This is a genomic window from Corynebacterium sp. HMSC075F02 (assembly GCF_001838335.1).
GTDB classification, from domain to species: Bacteria; Actinomycetota; Actinomycetes; order Mycobacteriales; family Mycobacteriaceae; genus Corynebacterium; species Corynebacterium jeikeium_D.
This window is the reverse complement of the sequence record NZ_KV836314.1, coordinates 276,983-291,676: the sequence shown is the minus strand read 5'-3', so window position 1 is coordinate 291,676 and position 14,694 is coordinate 276,983. Positions and strand designations below refer to the sequence as shown.

17 protein-coding genes are annotated in these 14,694 nt (G+C 57.0%); 5 read left to right on the top strand and 12 right to left on the bottom strand.

The window, feature by feature from the left end:
- Nucleotides 1–158 precede the first annotated feature (158 nt).
- Nucleotides 159–938, top strand: coding sequence for a hypothetical protein (locus HMPREF2920_RS08925; RefSeq protein ID WP_016422619.1), 780 nt, complete (start codon nucleotides 159–161; stop codon nucleotides 936–938).
- 60 nt (nucleotides 939–998) lie between these two features.
- On the opposite strand, the gene dapF is transcribed toward HMPREF2920_RS08925, so the two are convergent.
- From dapF to HMPREF2920_RS08910, 3 genes are all read right to left on the bottom strand, one after another.
- The gene (gene dapF, locus HMPREF2920_RS08920) at nucleotides 999–1,922 is read right to left on the bottom strand and encodes a diaminopimelate epimerase (protein ID WP_070854152.1); all 924 of its coding nucleotides are present in this window, start codon (nucleotides 1,920–1,922) and stop codon (nucleotides 999–1,001) included.
- A gap of 31 nt (nucleotides 1,923–1,953) precedes the next feature.
- Nucleotides 1,954–2,856: a tRNA (adenosine(37)-N6)-dimethylallyltransferase MiaA gene (gene miaA / locus HMPREF2920_RS08915; protein ID WP_049189646.1), complete on the bottom strand. Its 903-nt coding sequence runs from the start codon at nucleotides 2,854–2,856 to the stop codon at nucleotides 1,954–1,956.
- A gap of 67 nt (nucleotides 2,857–2,923) precedes the next feature.
- Nucleotides 2,924–3,628 carry a hypothetical protein gene (locus HMPREF2920_RS08910; protein ID WP_070854151.1) on the bottom strand — a complete coding sequence of 235 codons (705 nt, stop codon included), beginning with the start codon at nucleotides 3,626–3,628 and terminating at the stop codon, nucleotides 2,924–2,926.
- A 161-nt stretch (nucleotides 3,629–3,789) separates the two neighbouring features.
- Between HMPREF2920_RS08910 and HMPREF2920_RS08905 the strand changes: the two genes are divergently transcribed.
- Nucleotides 3,790–5,154 (top strand): DUF349 domain-containing protein, encoded by a 1,365-nt coding sequence (locus tag HMPREF2920_RS08905; RefSeq protein WP_070604666.1) that lies wholly within the window; start codon nucleotides 3,790–3,792, stop codon nucleotides 5,152–5,154.
- Between the two features lie 164 nt (nucleotides 5,155–5,318).
- Here the strand turns inward: HMPREF2920_RS08905 and HMPREF2920_RS08900 are convergent, their stop codons facing one another.
- The 5 genes from HMPREF2920_RS08900 to HMPREF2920_RS08880 form a co-directional block, all read right to left on the bottom strand.
- Entirely contained in the window at nucleotides 5,319–6,068 is a 750-nt protein-coding gene (locus HMPREF2920_RS08900) for an Rv2732c family membrane protein (RefSeq protein WP_016422614.1), read from the bottom strand.
- A complete protein-coding gene (miaB, locus tag HMPREF2920_RS08895; protein WP_049170866.1) occupies nucleotides 6,061–7,608 on the bottom strand; it encodes a tRNA (N6-isopentenyl adenosine(37)-C2)-methylthiotransferase MiaB in 1,548 nt (515 codons plus the stop codon). Before miaB ends, HMPREF2920_RS08900 begins: the two co-directional genes overlap by 8 nt.
- A gap of 106 nt (nucleotides 7,609–7,714) precedes the next feature.
- On the bottom strand, nucleotides 7,715–8,323 hold the full coding sequence (locus HMPREF2920_RS08890; protein ID WP_049193012.1) for a regulatory protein RecX: 609 nt from the start codon (nucleotides 8,321–8,323) through the stop codon (nucleotides 7,715–7,717).
- Between the two features lie 43 nt (nucleotides 8,324–8,366).
- Nucleotides 8,367–9,470 (bottom strand): recombinase RecA, encoded by a 1,104-nt coding sequence (recA, locus tag HMPREF2920_RS08885; protein WP_049170952.1) that lies wholly within the window; start codon nucleotides 9,468–9,470, stop codon nucleotides 8,367–8,369.
- A gap of 316 nt (nucleotides 9,471–9,786) precedes the next feature.
- A complete protein-coding gene (locus HMPREF2920_RS08880; RefSeq protein ID WP_005509697.1) occupies nucleotides 9,787–10,020 on the bottom strand; it encodes a DUF3046 domain-containing protein in 234 nt (77 codons plus the stop codon).
- A gap of 80 nt (nucleotides 10,021–10,100) precedes the next feature.
- On the opposite strand from HMPREF2920_RS08880, the gene HMPREF2920_RS08875 reads away from it, so the two are divergent.
- From HMPREF2920_RS08875 to HMPREF2920_RS08865, 3 genes are read left to right on the top strand one after another with little or no spacing between them, the layout of a single operon-like run.
- Nucleotides 10,101–10,718 carry a biotin transporter BioY gene (locus tag HMPREF2920_RS08875; protein WP_049170862.1) on the top strand — a complete coding sequence of 206 codons (618 nt, stop codon included), beginning with the start codon at nucleotides 10,101–10,103 and terminating at the stop codon, nucleotides 10,716–10,718.
- Nucleotides 10,719–10,752: 34 nt separating this feature from the next.
- Entirely contained in the window at nucleotides 10,753–11,454 is a 702-nt protein-coding gene (locus HMPREF2920_RS08870; protein ID WP_049170859.1) for an energy-coupling factor ABC transporter ATP-binding protein, read from the top strand.
- The gene (locus HMPREF2920_RS08865; RefSeq protein WP_049170855.1) at nucleotides 11,451–12,071 is read left to right on the top strand and encodes an energy-coupling factor transporter transmembrane component T family protein; all 621 of its coding nucleotides are present in this window, start codon (nucleotides 11,451–11,453) and stop codon (nucleotides 12,069–12,071) included. The genes HMPREF2920_RS08870 and HMPREF2920_RS08865 overlap by 4 nt, the downstream gene beginning before the upstream one ends.
- Before the next feature lie 5 nt (nucleotides 12,072–12,076).
- Here the strand turns inward: HMPREF2920_RS08865 and HMPREF2920_RS08860 are convergent, their stop codons facing one another.
- The 4 genes from HMPREF2920_RS08860 to pgsA all read right to left on the bottom strand — a co-directional run bounded on the left by HMPREF2920_RS08860 (nucleotide 12,077) and on the right by pgsA (nucleotide 14,665).
- Nucleotides 12,077–12,904 carry a PspA/IM30 family protein gene (locus HMPREF2920_RS08860; RefSeq protein ID WP_005509356.1) on the bottom strand — a complete coding sequence of 276 codons (828 nt, stop codon included), beginning with the start codon at nucleotides 12,902–12,904 and terminating at the stop codon, nucleotides 12,077–12,079.
- 141 nt (nucleotides 12,905–13,045) lie between these two features.
- Entirely contained in the window at nucleotides 13,046–13,480 is a 435-nt protein-coding gene (locus HMPREF2920_RS08855; protein ID WP_016422607.1) for a helix-turn-helix domain-containing protein, read from the bottom strand.
- A 51-nt stretch (nucleotides 13,481–13,531) separates the two neighbouring features.
- A complete protein-coding gene (locus HMPREF2920_RS08850; RefSeq protein WP_016422606.1) occupies nucleotides 13,532–14,074 on the bottom strand; it encodes a CinA family protein in 543 nt (180 codons plus the stop codon).
- A gap of 24 nt (nucleotides 14,075–14,098) precedes the next feature.
- Nucleotides 14,099–14,665, bottom strand: a complete 567-nt coding sequence (pgsA, locus tag HMPREF2920_RS08845; protein ID WP_016422605.1) for a CDP-diacylglycerol--glycerol-3-phosphate 3-phosphatidyltransferase — start codon at nucleotides 14,663–14,665, stop codon at nucleotides 14,099–14,101.
- Nucleotides 14,666–14,694 lie beyond the last annotated feature (29 nt).

The window sequence follows — 14,694 nt, the reverse complement described above, 5'->3', positions numbered from 1 at the left end:
ACACTTAATATTTGCCTATTTAGCGTGGCAGAATTGTTAGTCCCATCCGAATAGTTGCCGCGGCGTGGAGGAATGGTTCTAGGTACCCCAGAGCACAATGTGCTCACGTGCGATTCGTTAGTTCGCAGATGAAGATATGGGAAGTATCATCGAAAAGTATGACTACTGACTTGCGAAGCATTGGCATGGACTACCCCAGCTGGCGAGACGCGATGGAAGCCGCGATTGCCAGTGACAATCTGTCGGTCATCGGCGAGGTCCGCGGTGGCCAGCTGGTCCGTTTCGAAGATTCCTCTGGTGCGCGTCTGCACATCCTGGGTGTTGAACCATTTTCTACCTACGCCGGCTTCGCGGGCAGCCCGACCGTCACTGCCCATGTATCCAGCGTGGACGATGTCTTGGCGCTCGTGGAAATCGTCGAGGATGATCCCTCCTCGGATAACTTTGACAAGGTCATCGAGGTCGCTACCTGCCTGCTGTCACAGGGGCCAATGATTGTTGATGCCGGAACTCAGACTTTTGAGCATGTCGCGCTATCAGCTCTGGCAACTGATTTCACCCTCGACGCATCCGCTGAGGAGTACGAAAAGCGCACTGGGGCAACCCCGACAACATTGGACTTCGAAGGTGCTAAGGCAATTGTCGGAGATCAGGTCGGCAAGGCATCGCCTAGCGCAACCGTCAAACTGGCTGGTGTTATCAATAACTCCCGCAAGCATGTCAATGAGCTGACCGGCAAGAAGTTCTGGGTGCTCAACCTTGCTCTTCCGACCCCCATGGACGTACTTGTCCCCGGCGGCGACGAAGCTCCCCAGCCAGGTATGGTCGTCTCCGGCACTTTCTCACTGACCGGTGAGATCATTCCGCCTCAAGGTTGCGGAGGCGGCTGTGGCGATGGCGGCTGTGGTTGTGGCGACGGTGGCTGCGGCGGACACTAGTCCGCTAACTCCCCACCGCTTCCACTACCCCGCTAGGGCTCCTGCTGCACTAGCTACCAGTCACAGGGCTTCCAGCTCAATATCGCCGAGCGTGTGAATCACGCTCGGCCCGGTCAAGGTCGCCGAGAAGTCCCCATCCGCATTGCTGGCCTTGTGGACATCCACAGTCACCACACCGCCGGGCACCTTGACTGTCACAACCCCCTCAGTCCGGCCGGCATCGGCCAGCGCGGCAATAGCTGCCGCAACCGTACCGGTGCCACACGAGCGGGTCTCACCAACTCCACGTTCAATTACTCGCATGGACACCGAATCACAGGCATCCAGCGGGGTGACAATTTCCACATTGAGGCCGTTCGGGAACATGGCTTCGTCGGCACGCACTGGCTTCGCGACACTACCCGCCGCTTCCAATTCCAGCTCCGCCAGAGCGGCGGCATTTAGGCCAGGCATGACGCAGGCCAAATGCGGATTTCCCACGTCGACACCAATCCCGGCGAATTTCTGGGCATTGTTGCCCGAACCGATGAACGCAGTAGCGAGGCCGAGGACTTCTGGCTGGCCCATATCCACCCCAACGACCGCGTGCCTGCGGCTGAGCTCATCAATCGAAACAGCGCGCAGCCCTGCTCGAGTGCCCACCCGCAAGGTTCCGTCGACGACACTGTCCGGGCTGTGAATCGCGGCAATATAGTGTGCAAAGACGCGGACACCATTCCCGCACATCTCGGCAATAGAACCGTCACTATTGCGGTAGTCCATAAACCAATCGTCGGCTTTAACGCCCTCCGGCAATGCCGCCAAAACACCGGCATCGACGAGTTTCCCCGCACGGGCAACCCGCAGGACGCCGTCAGCGCCAAGACCTCGCTGTCGATCGCATACTGCTGCGACCAGTGATTCGGTCAAATCAATCGACACCAAATCATCTGGAAAAATCAAGAAATCGTTTTGCGTACCGTGGCCTTTGGCAAATGAAACCATGCCCTTGATGCTAGCGGGAGGTCCGAATCTCTTACAGACCAAGTGCGGAAAACGCCTGTCCCGGCACGTCACCGGCAGCGTCTAGCCACATGATCCGATGATCACGGTTGAACCAGGAGCGCTGACGTCGCACATACCTGCGCGTACCAGTAATCGTGCGTTCACAAGCCGTATCCAGGTCGTAAACCCCATCGAAGTAGTCCAGCACCTGTGCATAGCCGATCGCGCGACTAGCGGTCACACCTTCGCGCAACCCTTGCGCAATCAAACTCTCAGTTTCTTCCACCAGGCCAGCGGCAAACATGCCCCGCGTACGCTGTTCTATCCGCGGATTTAGCCATTCCGCCTGCGTGCGCAACCCCAATATGCGAGTGTTCCACCGCGGTGGCTTATCAATCGACGGCTTCGACGCTGCAAAAGGTTTACCTGTCAGCTCGATGACCTCCAAAGCCCGGACAGTGCGCCGCGGGTCGTTGGTCTCAATAATTGCCGCCGCATCCGGATCAATCTCTGCCAACCGATCGTGCAACGCCGCCGGACCAATCTCGTCTTGCACTGCCTCCCACTTCGCACGTACCTCAGGGTCCGTAGGTGGGAACTGCCAGTCGTCCACCAACGCCTGTACGTACATCATCGACCCGCCGACAAGGATGGGGACTTTCCCCCGCGCGCGAATAGCCTCAACATCCGCGACCGCCTCACGCTGATACGTCGCCACACTCGCCGGCTGCGTCACGTTCAGCACATCGAGTTGGTGGTGCGGAATCCCCCGCCGCTGGTCCACCGACAGCTTCGCTGTTCCGATATCCATTCCTCGATAGAGCTGCATCGAATCAACATTGACGACCTCACCGCCAAGCTGCTCCGCAAGCACCAGCCCCAAATCCGACTTTCCCGACGCCGTCGGCCCTACCACCGCAATCGGCACCGGCAAGCTCTCACTCTCGAAAGCCGTCACTACCCAGTTCACACTCCTGCACAAAAACTAAAAACGCGAGCTCTTACTTCGCAACACACTGCCAGCTGGCCACGTGGTAACCGATGCCGTAAGGCGCCCTGTCATAGTAAGAACGCTTTACGACGGTCATTCCAGACCCCGTCCAGCTTTCAGCAGCTTTACTCAGCTGCTGCCATAACTCGGCCGCGTACGCGCCGGGAGCTGGAAACACAATATTTTCCACGTTAATGCTTGAGCAGTCCTGACCAGCAATTAGACTGCACAGCGCATCAACCTCCGCTGCACCTTCAATTACGCCGACCGGGGAATCGTCCGCAAGGCCGAATGCGCCGTCGACAAGCACAAGCAGACGCGTGTGACCGGCAGCGAGTGCCTCAGCGATAGAGTCGAAGCACGTTGCCTGAATGACGCGGCCAGTGGGTCCTTCAGAATTCCGTCGCGCGTAGTCTTCGATAAGCCAGCGTCCCAGCAGCTCAGGTAATTCGGTTCCGCCTGACACCGTGACATCAACCGCATACGGAGAAAAACTGTCGGGTGCGCTGGTCTGGTGCGGGGACTTCGCCTGCATCCTGCCAGTGATAATAGCGACCGCGCCGGGCTCCCCGGGTTCGTCATCTGTCCACAGCGTCGCGACGGTTTCACGGGCATGACGGCGCAATTCCGTGGCGGTGGGCGCAAAACCACCCAGCTCCTCGACGATGAGGAGCGCACGCGGAACGATAACAAGCCGAGGCAAACGCGAATTCACGTCCTCAACGCTACCGTGAGGGGCTAGTCGATGCCTTATTCCGGCGGTGTTACGCGCGCTGTGCCAAAATTTTTGGGATACTCGAGCACATACCGTAAGTGTTTGATGGCAGCCGTGTCGCGCGGCAGTTCTGCATGAAGATTGGAAGAGGTTTACCCACTATGACCGGTACCAGCAATTCCCCTAAGCCAGGTCCACGCCCGGGTCCACGTCCGGGACCTCGACCAGGCGCAATGCCGGCTCATCGTAAGGCCCCTGGAGCTACTCCAGCGCCTGCGGGGTCGGCCGCTGTGGCACATGCCGTCCACAATGATCCAAAGAAGTTTGGCCGCATTGACGAAGACGGCACTGTTTGGCTGGTCACCAGCGCCGGCGAACGCAATATTGGCTCCTGGCAGGCTGGCACCGTAGAAGAGGGTTATGCCCACTACGGCAAGCGCTACGAGGATCTGGCCACCGAGGTCGAGCTACTGGAATCTCGTGTAGTCTCCCACCCGCAGGAGGCAAAGACCATTTCTCACAACGCAGTTGAACTGCGTGAGAGCCTTGCCACCGCCACGGTTCTCGGCGATATCGATGCGCTGGATAAGCGCCTTGCAGAGGTCATTGCCACCTCCCACGTCGCAGAGGAGAAAGTCGCTCACGACAAGGCAGAGCGCCGTAAGAACGCCATCGCACGTAAGGAAGAGCTCGCCGCAGAGGCCGAGGAGCTCGCAGAGAACTCCACCGAGTGGAAGGTCGCCGGCGACCGTATCCGCGAGATTCTCACGGAGTGGAAGCAGATTCGCGGCATCGACCGCAAAACTGATGATCAACTCTGGCGCCGTTACTCTCGCGCGCGTGATTCTTTCAACCGCCGCCGCGGTGCCCATTTTGCGGAACTGGACCGCAACCGTGCGGCTGCTCGCCGCGTTAAGGAGGACATCATTGAGCGAGCTGAGGCCCTGAAGACCTCCACTGATTGGGGTGGCACCGCTGCTGCCTTCCGTGACCTGATGGCTGAGTGGAAGGCCGCTGGTCGAGCCCCACGCGAGGTCGATGACAAGCTGTGGGCGCAGTTCAAGGCCGCCCAGGATGAGTTCTTTGGTGCTCGCAACGCGGTCAACGAAGCTCGAGACAAGGAGTTCGAGGAAAACGCTGCGGCCAAGGACGCACTGCTGGCTGAATACGAAGACCGCATTGATCCGTCCAAGGGCCTCGATCACGCTCGCAACGAACTGCGTCAGTTGCAGGAGAAATGGGAGGCCATCGGCTTTGTGCCGCGTGGTCGTGTGCGTGAGTATGAAAACCGCATTGGCGCACTGGAAAAGCGCGTCTCCGATGCTGCCGATTCGCAGTGGCGCCGTACCGACCCCGAAGCACAGGCTCGCGTCCAGCAGTTCGCCAACCGCGCAGCGGAGTTTGAGCAGAAGGCCGCCGAACTCGAGGCGAAGGGCAAGGCTTCTCAGGCCGCCAAGGCTCGGGAGCAGGCCGAACAGTGGCGACAGTGGGCAGAGCAGGCCGCGGAGACTCTCAAGGAGCTCTAACAGAAGCTAGTTGTGTGTCGGGGAAGCAGGTTCTCGCTCTCCGGCGTCCGCAACAGAATCCTGGCTCAGCTACGCGCTGGCAACGCGTCGATGGTTAAAAGTAAGGGGCTCTCTTCCGGAATGGAAGAGAGCCCCATACTTACTGCGCTAGTTAAAAAGTCTCACTACTCGTCGCTGACCTGTTCGTCCTTTTCGCCGGTCTGCTGAGAGACATTATCCGCGCTACTGCCCTGCTGGACACGATTGCGTCGGCGAGCGCGTTCACGGCGGTCGTCGACGACCTCAACATCCGTAGTCGTATTCGGGGTCAGGCCCGCCCGCAGGTAAACCTGCTGCGCGCGCAGTACCGGATCGGTGTCAGCGTGCTTGCGACGTTTCGTCGCGATTGCGAGCTGCTCCTTACTACGTCGGAAAGCGATGAAAGTCACGGAGATGGCCAGTAGAAAACTGCAGAAAATACCGAGCATCAGGCCGAAGGAAATACCCTCGCCGGCCAGTTCCTGTGGACGAGACTGACGCATCCAACCAGCGAAGACTGAGTAGACCATCTGAATACAGGCAAAAAACCAGGTGACGAATGCGAGAATCGTCGTCCGCGTAATCAGCGTGGCAATAGCTAGCAAGACACCTACCACCACGAGAATGGAGTAAATTCGCTCCGGTCGAGTCGTGAAGTACTGATGCGCAACATCCGTATCCAGCAACACATCAAAGCCCAAAACAACGCCCGAGTGCGGAAGGAAGAAACTCGTAATGAGGCCGATGACGGCAACCATCATCGGAATCACCGCACGGCCGAGATCCAGCTCGCCAGCGGCCTTGCGCTCCTGAACCCGCAACGCCTGCGCGGATTCCACCGACTGCTCGCTAGTGGATTCCATATCACTTTCCGGCGAAGCCTTGTCACTACTCACAGCCGCATCCCTCACTTACACTCGTTTTCTCCGGGCGCCCAATCTTTGGCAAGCCCAGACCAACTCCGATCGGCGCGGTCGTCGGAGTCTGGCCGACCTCTACATTATCGCCCGCCTTAGTGCGGCGGTGTGTGAGCACACCGGAGTCAGCAATGAGGAAGTGCGGTGCGGAGTCGGTCACGCGTACTGTCACGTAATCACCTGGGCGAATCTTGCGGTCGACGATGCCTGGTTCGCTTTCCGACGGGCTGAAGTGCACCAGGCGGCCATCCCGACTACGACCAGACATGCGATGAGTCTCCGCATTCTTACGGCCATCGGACTGGCTGACCAGCAGCTCGACTTCCCGGCCGACTAGCTTAGCGTTTTCTTCCTCGGAAATACGCTCCTGAAGCGCTAGCAGCCGACCATAGCGTTCCTTCACAACCTGTGGTGGAACCTGATCCGCCATGGTTGCCGCCGGAGTTCCCGGGCGGGGCGAGTATTGGAAGGTGAACGCCGAGCTAAAACGAGCCTTTTCCACCACGTCGAGAGTTTGCTGGAAGTCCTCTTCAGTCTCGCCTGGGAAACCGACAATAATGTCAGTGGTAATGGCGGCATCCGGCATTTTTTCCCTAACCTTCTCCAGAATTCCCAGGAATTTCTTGGTGCGGTAGGAACGGCGCATGTCTTTCAGCACTCGGTCGGAACCGGACTGTAGTGGCATGTGTAGCTGATGAACCACGTTCGGTGTCTCCGCCATGGCGTCGATGACATCATCGGTGAACTCAGCTGGGTGCGGAGACGTAAAGCGCACGCGCTCCAACCCCTCAATCTGGCCGCAGGCGCGCAGCAACTTGGAAAAAGCCGAGCGGTCGCGTTCCATGTCAGGGTCGGCGAAGTTAACACCATAGGCGTTGACATTCTGTCCAAGGAGGGTGACGTCAGTAACGCCCTGCTCCACGAGTGCCTGCACCTCAGCGAGAATCTCGCCTGGACGACGATCGCGTTCCTTACCACGCAAACTGGGGACGATGCAGAAGGTGCACGTGTTGTTGCAGCCTACGGAGATACTCACCCAACCTGCGTAAGTGGATTCACGCTTGGCCGGCAGCACCGAGGGAAATTCTTCCAGTGCGTCCTTAATCTCGACTTCAGCCCGGTCATTATGAGCGGCGCGTTCCAACAGTGCTGGCAACGAACCCAAGTTATGCGTACCGAAGACAACGTCCACCCATGGGGCCTTCTTTACGACGACGTCCTTATCCTTCTGGGCCAAGCAGCCACCGACGGCAATCTGCATGCCTGGGTGAGCATCCTTGACTGGTTTGAGCTGTCCCAACGTGCCATAAAGGCGATTGTCCGCATTCTCTCGAACGGCACAGGTGTTGAAAACGACCAGATCAGGATTATCGCCTTCTGCAGCCGCTACATAACCGTTTTCTTCCAGCAAGCCAGACAGTCGTTCCGAGTCATGGACGTTCATCTGACAACCGAACGTACGTACCTCATATGTGCGAGGCGAAGACTGCTGCTGAGAGTTCAAAGAAGGGGTAGTCACGGCAGTTTAGGTTAGCTGTTTATGGCCCATTTCCCCAATCAGCGACCCCTTTAAACCTGACGGGTCCGCAGCCGGCGTGCTAATCCGGCGTGCGGTGGCACCGGCGCTAATCTGTGTCCTCTTCGAGTTCCCGGTATCGCTCTTCTAACTGATCCCGAGCAATGCTCATGGACAATTCAGAGGGGAAACCACGCCGCGCCAGCACACCGACGACTTTGCGTAAATCCTTTTGCTTGGAGTTGAAGTCAGGTGCCACTGTTTTAATAGTGGCCGCTTTCTTCGCCGCTAGCTTCCGGGCGACTTCTTCTTCCGCGTTGTGCGTAATCTGCTCCAACGCATCTGCACGAAGCGAAACATCAATGCCCTTTTCCTGCAGCTCCCGGTTCAAAACCATCTTCGACTTGCCGCGACTGGCAAAGCGCTGCCGCACCCATTCGGATGCGAAAAGCTCGTCGTTGACCAATCCACTTCGGGTCAGGTCATCAACGACTTCTTCAATCATCGAGGTTGGAAACTCCTCGACTGCCTCGAGCCTTTCTACGAGTTCCTTGCGGGAACGCATTCGCTGATCGAGCAAGCGCAGTGCCTTAGCACGAATCGGGGCCTTGGATTCCTCACGACCCGCATCGTAGAGCGAACTACCGTCAGCTTCCGCAATTTGCTGAGCAAGCTTTTCGATAGTCTCCCGCACATCGCGGCCGTTACGATCCTCCACGGTCCTCACTTTTCGTGTGTCGCGGCACTACGCCTCGAGCTAGCTAGTCTTCCAAATCATCGAAGTCGATGTCCGGCACGACATCGACAGGGGCATCGATATCGGTCTCGTCCTCGACCTCCGCGAATTCCCCGACACCGAGCTTCTTCTTGATCTTGACTTCGATTTCCTGGGCAATTTCTGGATTCTCGCGCAGATGCATACGAGCCTTTTCCTTGCCCTGACCCAACTGATCGCCCTCGTAGGTAAACCACGAACCGGACTTCTTGACAATGCCGTTATCAACGCCCATGTCAATCAACGAGCCCTCACGCGAAATGCCCTCGCCGTAGATGATGTCAAACTCTGCCTGCTTGAACGGCGGCGACACCTTGTTCTTGACTACCTTCAAGCGCGTGCGGTTACCCACCGCATCCTGGCCGTCCTTCAACGTCTGAATTCGGCGTACGTCACAGCGAACGGAAGCGTAGAACTTCAGTGCTTTACCACCCGTGGTGGTCTCAGGAGAGCCGAACATGACGCCAATCTTTTCACGCAGCTGGTTAATGAAGATGGCAGTGGTACCGGTGTGGGACAGCGCACCCGTCATCTTGCGCAGCGCCTGACTCATCAACCGCGCCTGCAGACCAACGTGGGAATCGCCCATTTCACCGTCGATTTCAGCCTTCGGAGTCAACGCGGCCACCGAGTCAACCACAATGATGTCAATAGCACCGGAACGCACCAACATATCTGTGATCTCAAGTGCCTGCTCACCGGTATCTGGTTGGGATACCAGAAGGTTGTCCGTATCTACTCCAAGCTTGCGCGCATAAACCGGATCCAGCGCATGCTCCGCATCAATAAATGCGGCAATACCGCCCTGCCGCTGCGCCTCTGCAATAGCATGCAGTGCGACTGTGGTCTTACCCGAGGATTCTGGACCATAGATTTCTACGATACGACCACGCGGGAACCCGCCCAGGCCCAAGGCCACGTCGATAGCGATATTGCCGGAGGGAATAACCTGAATTGGAGGACGATTGTCGTCCCCCAGGCGCATAACTGCACCCTTACCAAAGTCCTTCTCAATATTCGCCAGAGCTACATCGAGCGCCTTCAGGCGATCATTGCCCTGGTTCGAAGCCGTAGCCTTCTTACGAGCCATAGTTCGTTGTTCTTCCTCATTGTCATTGTCGCGGTCATTGTCGCGTACGGTATCGGGTTCTGGAGCCGTACTCAGAGAATGTGTCTCCCGATTTTCATCCAAAACAGAAACTTCGCTCACACTTAATTAGGCGCGAAACTAGCCGTTCCGGTTCCAAATTGGTCCGCGACACCTCTACTGCCGGTTACACCCGGAAGTTATACCGAATCAGACGGATTGACTTCATCAGCACTTTCGATAATATGCGAAACCCTGTTCGAATGGCAACGACACGCAAGAGCCGTCGGCAAGCATTCACCGTCGTCTACGCCGGAACCTATTCGTCAGGACCGTACCAGCGGTCTTCGGGAATATCGTGTTCCCTACACAGCGCCCACCAGATATCCCGAGGTTCGACCCCGTCCTCGAGCAATTCCGCGGGAGTTTTTCCATATTCCATCAGTACGTGGGAATGCAACAGCCACGGGCCGTGCTGAGGCCCAAATTCGTGGTTGACGAAGTTGTGAAAATCGGCCAATCGCATGAGACCAACGTACAAGATACCTGTCACTGATACCTACCTGGCCACCCTCTTTTCATAACCTAATCCCCGCTCCCCTGCCTGAACAGTGCTCAACCCATGGGTTTAAGATGAGAGCTGTGAATAATTCCAAGGTGTATGACCTCACTCTTATCGCTGCTTTCGCAGCACTGATCATCGTGCTCGGCGGCATTGCCATTCCCGTTGGCGGCCTCGGCGTGCCAATCGTGCTACAGAACATGGGCATCGCACTGGCCGGGATGATTCTCGGATTCAAACGCGGTGGCCTCGCCACTACCCTGTTCCTGGCTGTTGGTCTCGTGGGCGTCCCAAACATGGCGGGCTGGAAACCACTTCTCGCCGCACTTCCCGGCCCTACCGTGGGCTACATTGTCGGCTACTTAATTGCAGGTTTCGCAATCGGCGCGATTGCCCAGCAAGCACCACGGGCGAAAGTTTCACGAATCAGCGTCTTCATCGGCGCGGGCCTCGTTGGAGTTCTACTACAGTACTTCTTCGGATCTGTCGGATTGGCTTGGCGTATGGGACTTAGCTTCACCGACGCACTGATTACCAACGTCCCGTTTATCCCAGGCGACGTGGCAAAGGTTGTCGTAGCCGCGCTTATTGCTACTGCAGTACTGCAGGCTTTCCCTGATTTGCTTCCCGACGCTGCCAACCGTAAGCAAAGTCGTTTGGTTAAGGAAGCAGCCACCTCGGGCAATTAACCCCACAGAATTAGAAAGGGTCTCGAGTCGCACTATGCCCACCATCGCTTTTGACCGCGCTTCCGCAACCTATTCGGGACGCCAGATACTGAAGCCGACCACGCTAACTCTCACAGAGAAGCGCATTGGCATTATCGGCGAAAACGGTGGCGGTAAGTCCACGCTGGTGCGACTCATTAACGGCCTGGGCCCGGTCACTGGTGGCACGGTCACGTATGAGGGCATGAATGTCGCAAAGCAGGCAAAGGCAATTCGCAAGAATGTCGGCTTCATCTTTTCTGATGCGGATAATCAAATTGTGATGCCTACAGTCGCAGAGGACATTGCCTTTTCACTACGCAAGCGAAAACTACCAAAGGATGAGCGCAACCAGCTGGTGCAGGAAGCCCTCGAGCGGTTTGGGCTTGCCGATCATGCTGACGCCTCGCCACACTTGCTCTCGGGTGGACAAAAACAGCTACTGGCGCTGGCGGCAGTGTTAATTCTTAATCCCACGACCATTATTGCCGATGAGCCCACTACGCTCCTCGACTTGCGCAATCGTCTCCACATTCGGAGTATTTTCGCCCAGCTTGAGCAGCAAATTATCGTGGTCACTCATGATCTGGATTTTCTTATGGACTTCGACCGAGTTATCCGTGTAAGCGCAGGAGAAATCGTCGACGACGGTGCGCCGAAGGAAGTTATTGACCGATACGTCAGCGATATGACTCGTGCGGAAGAAGGCCGCTCATGATTCATCCAGCCGATGTCCCGTTAGGGCTTTACCTAAACCATAAGTCGCCTGTGCACAGGCTCCCGACGGCCCCCAAACTCATCATTGTCATCGCATTTTTATTGCTCACCGGGATTCTCGTGGATACCTGGCTAGGCGGGGCGATTGCCCTGGCAATTGTCACCCTCGCTTATGCGGTGGCCAAGGTGCCACCAATGGTTGCTTTCCGACAGCTCCGTGGAGCCGTAGTCATTTTGGCGCTGCTTTCGCTTCTCCTGTGGTGGCGCGCCGGGGGTGAGCAAGCGCTGACGACCTTCCTCGCGCTTCTCGCCGCAATCGCAGCGGCAATATTGCTAACGCTGACGACCCGCGTCAGCGACATCATGGATACTTTGACCACTGCGATGCAGCCGTTCGCCCGTTTCGGCCTACCAGTCGACACCATCGCGCTCGCACTATCGCTGACGCTGCGTATGATTCCGCTTCAGGTTATGGCCGCTGCCGAGGTACTGGAGGCTCGAAAAGCACGAGGGGCTGCCGGCTCAATCATTGCCTTCGGCGTACCTGTGGTCATCCGAACCATTAATCGCTCGAAGGCAATGGGTGATTCGCTAATCGCACGTGGTGAAGGTGAGTAGGAGAATTAATTGCCCTCACGCAGCTGGCGCATGCGCTCAGCAACAGCAGGGTCAACGTTGGAGGCAGCGCTTCCCTCGATGGACTTCTGAGCCTCGCCACCAGAGAGCTCGTTGCCACCGTTCATTTCTGCGCGGATTTGCTCCAGGCGAGAGTGCCCAGCAAGCTGAACGCCTGCGGCCTCTACCTCAGCCATACGCCCCTGAACCGAGTTCTGAGCTAGCTCGGCCTGACCAAGAGCGTTAGCGTAACGACGCTCAATCTTGTCACGAACCTGATCCAGATTAGGTGTAGCCCCCGAAGAAATCTGATTCATCGACTGCAGGGACTCAGAGACTTTCTCCTGCATCTTTGCTTGCTCCAGCTGGCTGAGGAGCTTTGCGCGCTCCGCGACCTTCTGCTGCAGCTGCATGGAATTACGCTCGACGGCCTTCTTAGCCTGAGCCGCCTGCTGCAGCGACTGATCGTGCAGAGCCTTCAAATCTTCTACCGACTGCTCAGCAGTAACCAACTGAGCTGCGAAAGCCTCAGCTGCGTTCTCATACTCCGTAGCCTTGGCAGTATCCCCCTCAGCACGAGCCTTGTCAGCGAGCTGCAATGCCTGACGAGTGTTCCCCTGCAGCTTCTCAATCTCAGCGAGCTGACGGTTAAGGCGCATTTCCAGCTGGCGCTGATTACCAATCACCGCCGCTGCCTGCTGCGATAGTTCCTGGTGCTGCCGCTGGGCATCCTCGATAGCCTGCTGAATCTGCACCTTCGGATCAGCGTTTTCCTCAATCTTGGAATCAAAAGCGGCCATCAAGTAATTCCACAGCTTTACAAATGGATTAGCCATAGCGTCCCATACACCTTTCTTATTGCAACTACCTCAAAGCAGGTCTGTGCTTATCGCGCACCCAATCTTAACTAAAGCCGAGCGTCTTCGGGTGCTAAGTACCGGAGCAATGGAATGAAATTCCACCGCCGCAACCAATTTCTACATCGCTGCCAATTCTGGGCTCGCCGAATGCAGGGCCATCGCTGTGGCTGCTTCCATCATCAAATCCGACACCGTCACACCAAGCGCCGCGCATACCGACGCCAGCAGCTCAGATGAGACTTCTTTCCGTCCACGCTCAAGCTCAGACAAATAACCAGGGCTAATAGCCGCATTTTCAGAAAGCTCACGCAGCGTCTGTCCACTGCGCGAACGGATATCACGCAGCGTCTCCCCCAGTGCCTCTCGCAGGAGTGGCTCACGGGATTCTCCCCGTTCCGCCAAATCCTGTGCCGTTAACTTTGCAACCGATCCAGGCTGCTCCCCTACAGCCACCCGCGCCGACGGTGCTGTGGCATCCATGGAAGCTTCGAAAGCGGCAGCGCTATCTACCTCTGGGTAGCGAATGGTCATAAGTGCAGTATTGTTGGTCATCACTTTCTCTAACGCTTTAGAAGGCCGACCTGTTCCCAATTTTCAAAAATTCTACTCACCGTCGAGATTCTGCAACAACAGTTCTAACGCCAATACCACTGCTTGACGACGAATCTCCGCGCGCGACCCCTCTTTATTCACCGGCAACCTAACAGCAGTTACCCCATCAAGGTACGAAACTCCCGGCGGTTTCAGACCACACCAGACTTCACCTACTGGGTGCCCATCCTGCATCGCTGGACCAGCAACGCCAGTTAGCGAAATCCCCCAGTCCGCCACTGCTTTATTTGCCACTCCAAGTGCCATATACCGGGCCGTCAACTCGGACACGGGGCCATATGCGGCCAAAGCATCCTTTGGCACGTCGGCAAGCAACGCCTTCGTGTCAGTGGCGTAAGTGACCACGCCACCGCGGAGAACGGCGGAGGCTCCCGGTACGGAGGCAACTGTAGCGCAGAGAAGACCTGCGGTAAGTGATTCTGCGGCTGCAAAAGTCTCGCCACGAGCCGTAAGCGTTTGGACGAGTTGAAGCGAAACGCCATCGACACCGTCAGCGTTTTCGTCGCTCTGGGCGAGGCGTTCGACTGTGTTCACAGCTTTACCCTCCACTTAATTTCTCTACGAGACCTTTCGCGCATCCACAATGTACTGGATACCAGTACCGACGGTGACGACAATGGCGGCAACCATCACAATCCAGGACGGCCAGAACAACCAGTCCACTGGCATCAGGAAGAGCCCCACTGCTACAGACTGCAGGACCGTCTTTATCTTGCCGCCCCGAGAAGCCGGAACAACACGCCCCTGACGCAGGGCGAACATACGCCAGATGGTGATGCCACCTTCGCGAATCACGATGATGACAGTCACCCACCACGGCAGAATGTCGATGATGTTCATACCAATCAGCGCAGCCAGCATTAGAGCCTTATCGGCAATCGGATCGGCAATCTTGCCAAAGTCGGTAATGAGGTTACGGCTACGTGCGAGGTGCCCGTCCAACTTGTCAGTCGCCATCAGAAGCGCGAATACGACAAACGACCACCAGCGCCAATTGGTGGCTTCGCCGCCCTCCTGAAGAAGTACCCACAGGAACACCGGTACTCCGAGGATGCGAAGCACGGTCAGGAAATTGGGCAAGTTCCAGTTGGAAACACGGCTTGTATCAGCACTTGGAGCAGTCACAGTTGTTACCTTATCTCACAATCGTGTTC

Excerpts from the sequence above, each read along its gene's own strand:
- HMPREF2920_RS08925 (WP_016422619.1), top strand. The coding sequence starts at position 159 with ATGACTACTGACTTGCGAAGCATTGGCATGGACTACCCCAGCTGGCGA.
- recA (WP_049170952.1), bottom strand. The coding sequence starts at position 9,470 with ATGGCTCGTAAGAAGGCTACGGCTTCGAACCAGGGCAATGATCGCCTG.
- HMPREF2920_RS08905 (WP_070604666.1), top strand. The coding sequence starts at position 3,790 with ATGACCGGTACCAGCAATTCCCCTAAGCCAGGTCCACGCCCGGGTCCA.
- HMPREF2920_RS08870 (WP_049170859.1), top strand. The coding sequence starts at position 10,753 with ATGCCCACCATCGCTTTTGACCGCGCTTCCGCAACCTATTCGGGACGC.
- dapF (WP_070854152.1), bottom strand. The coding sequence starts at position 1,922 with ATGGTTTCATTTGCCAAAGGCCACGGTACGCAAAACGATTTCTTGATT.
- HMPREF2920_RS08865 (WP_049170855.1), top strand. The coding sequence starts at position 11,451 with ATGATTCATCCAGCCGATGTCCCGTTAGGGCTTTACCTAAACCATAAG.
- HMPREF2920_RS08860 (WP_005509356.1), bottom strand. The coding sequence starts at position 12,904 with ATGGCTAATCCATTTGTAAAGCTGTGGAATTACTTGATGGCCGCTTTT.
- HMPREF2920_RS08875 (WP_049170862.1), top strand. The coding sequence starts at position 10,101 with ATGAGAGCTGTGAATAATTCCAAGGTGTATGACCTCACTCTTATCGCT.
- HMPREF2920_RS08855 (WP_016422607.1), bottom strand. The coding sequence starts at position 13,480 with ATGACCAACAATACTGCACTTATGACCATTCGCTACCCAGAGGTAGAT.